This window comes from Pseudoalteromonas sp. Of11M-6, assembly GCF_022347905.1.
Lineage (GTDB): Bacteria > Pseudomonadota > Gammaproteobacteria > Enterobacterales > Alteromonadaceae > Pseudoalteromonas.
In genome coordinates this window covers 1-2,307 of record NZ_JAKRFW010000108.1, presented here as the reverse complement: position 1 = coordinate 2,307, position 2,307 = coordinate 1, and the positions used below count along the sequence as shown (strand labels likewise).

Here is a 2,307-nt window from a genome sequence, read left to right as displayed (position 1 = left end):
TTTGTATTAATGTATTTAACAGGCGTAAAGTTGTTTCTTTTAAAAGTATGGAAGCAATATCAAAAATTTGAATGTCATTCTGTATTGTTTGTTCCGCCTATAGTCATTTTTAAACAAATGCCGTCTTTAATTGTGCATGCGATACCAGAGCGAACCGTCGTTATTTTCTTTTTCGGTTTTATCATAGTTGGTATGTCTGGTGTTTTAATCAACTCTTATATTGGTGCATAGTATAGCTAACAAGGCAATTATAAATGGGACGTCTAACGCTTGGCTGGCGCTCATTCTTCGCTAATTTTAGCCAAGCATTTATACGCCCCATATTGCGGTGTTATGCAACTTAATTGAAATCGGAGTAGGTCATCAAGCAATGAAGATTGAATCAAATAAAGTTTTGGAAATGGTATCTGCTTTCGTCTTACTCGGGGTTTCTATTTACTTTGGCTACAATAGTAAGCCTGCCGAAATGGGATTAACCATTGCAGCAGGATTTCTCGGCTTAGTATTCGCGAATCTGGATAAATTCAAAAGTTTTAAAGCAGCTGGCGTTGAAGCACAACTTAGAGAAGAGCAGATCAAAGCGGTATTAGAAAAGGAAATAGAATCTCCTACTGATTTGTTTGACGAAACCGAATCTCAGGTACCTAATGTTAGTCTAGTCCCTGACAATGCTAAATCTGTTTTAGAGTCTTTACAAAGCCACGAATATACGTGGCGCTATGTTTCAGGAATATCAAAAGAAACTAGTTTGACTCGAGTTCAAGTTAAAGAGTCACTTCAGTGGCTTTCAGAACATGGTTATGCAAAAAAATCTCTTGGGAAAAACGGCGAAATTTGGGCGTCTACTCAAGAAGGTCGTTATCTTTATGCAGTAATCTGTTTTGACGGGGTTCCAGTTGCATAACAAACTGTTCAAGAGGGATTCGCAACGCGTGGCATTTTCACTATGCGTTGGTTTTAGTGATTAAGGTGGTATGCGGTGGCATCGGTATTGCGTTGCTCACCTCTTAACAGGGCGTTAAGTTTCACGAGGTAACTATGGACGTTAGGTTTAAATCTTGGGTTGCAATGGCTAGCCATTTCATTGGTGAGCACTTTGAGCATTGCAAACCTTTTCTAGATAAAGATTTTCAAAACATGCATCCCATGGTTAGGTTTGTAAGTACCCAGTTGTACTTATCTTGTCACTTTAGCTCAGAGAGTTCACTTATTTTGTTGCAGCATGGTCAAGAGTGGGATGCTGAAATTATTAACCGTACAATAATTGAAGGCGTTACCAAGTACATCTACATGCTGAATGGCTCTGAAGAGGAAGTGCTAACGAAAGTTAATGAATATTGGGAGGTTCTTCCCGGTTACTCTGCTATTAAACGAAGTGATCGTGCGAGTTCTTTGTTAGCAGAAGTAGACCCACAAGATATGCATAATTGGCTTTCAATTCAAGAACTAACACTAGAACCAGAACAAGTGGACAGTATTCGAGGTGATACAAATAAGCAGCAACGAAAACAGCTAGAACAAAAGTGGTCGTTTAGCCACATCATACAAGAGTTTAGCAAGTCTAATGATACGAGGCTTAATCCTTTGATCCATTTAGGCTATAACTACGGGATGAGTAGTCATCTTATCCATAAAGATGGTGACGGTGTTGCTATGGTGTGGGAGCGATGTGTGCGTACGACAGAAGAACAAGCATGGGTTAAAGCTGCGCATATAGCTCGATCTATTTCTGATCTCTGCACTTTTGCTGAAATGCGTTCGCTATTTCTATTTCAGTTTTGTGGTGAAAATCCAGATTTCTCCAACACCTTAAGACAAAACTATGAGCCACTGTTTGCAAGTTTAAAAGACGCACTGCAAGAATTTAATGCCAACGAATATGAAACTTAATAATCTGTTTAAGAGTGATTCACAACGCGTGGCATTTTTACTATGCGTGACGTTTAGTGATTAAGGTGGTATACGGGAGCTACAGTATTGAAAAAACAAATGACACCCATCACAATTAGCATCCAAGCTGAGGAAGTGAAGTAAAAAAGTATAAAAATACTTCAACCACTTTGGTCAAAAACGTTTACAGATAGGCTAATTTTTAGCGCTCAGGCGTATCTATTCAACAAAACAGGTTTATCGCGCACGACAAAGCGCTGTAAATACAGCAGTAAGAAATTCTAGCGTTGAGAATGTGAGTTTTGCTAAGCCAGCAAGCGCTCGCAGTTTGTTAGGTTTGTCCGCCGTCTTTTTTGCAGTGTTTCACAGTAAGCGGTTATTGTCCGCTCTCGACCAACTGCACCGTGGAATACCTGT

Annotated in this window: 2 protein-coding genes and 2 pseudogenes; 3 read left to right on the top strand and 1 reads right to left on the bottom strand. The window is 39.5% G+C overall.

Annotated features, from left to right (window positions below; translation table 11 throughout):
• The 3 genes and pseudogenes from MHN32_RS23440 to MHN32_RS23425 all read left to right on the top strand — a co-directional run.
• Nucleotides 1-231: pseudogene (locus tag MHN32_RS23440) on the top strand (hypothetical protein); the annotation flags it as partial.
• Nucleotides 232-370: 139 nt separating this feature from the next.
• Nucleotides 371-904: a hypothetical protein gene (locus MHN32_RS23435; protein ID WP_239422969.1), complete on the top strand. Its 534-nt coding sequence runs from the start codon at nt 371-373 to the stop codon at nt 902-904.
• Nucleotides 905-1,038: 134 nt separating this feature from the next.
• Nucleotides 1,039-1,890: a DUF5677 domain-containing protein gene (locus MHN32_RS23425; RefSeq protein WP_239422968.1), complete on the top strand. Its 852-nt coding sequence runs from the start codon at nt 1,039-1,041 to the stop codon at nt 1,888-1,890.
• Nucleotides 1,891-2,195: 305 nt separating this feature from the next.
• Here the strand turns inward: MHN32_RS23425 and MHN32_RS23420 are convergent.
• Nucleotides 2,196-2,307: pseudogene (locus MHN32_RS23420) on the bottom strand (transposase); the annotation flags it as partial.

Excerpts from the sequence above, each read along its gene's own strand:
- MHN32_RS23435 (WP_239422969.1), top strand. The coding sequence starts at position 371 with ATGAAGATTGAATCAAATAAAGTTTTGGAAATGGTATCTGCTTTCGTC.
- MHN32_RS23425 (WP_239422968.1), top strand. The coding sequence starts at position 1,039 with ATGGACGTTAGGTTTAAATCTTGGGTTGCAATGGCTAGCCATTTCATT.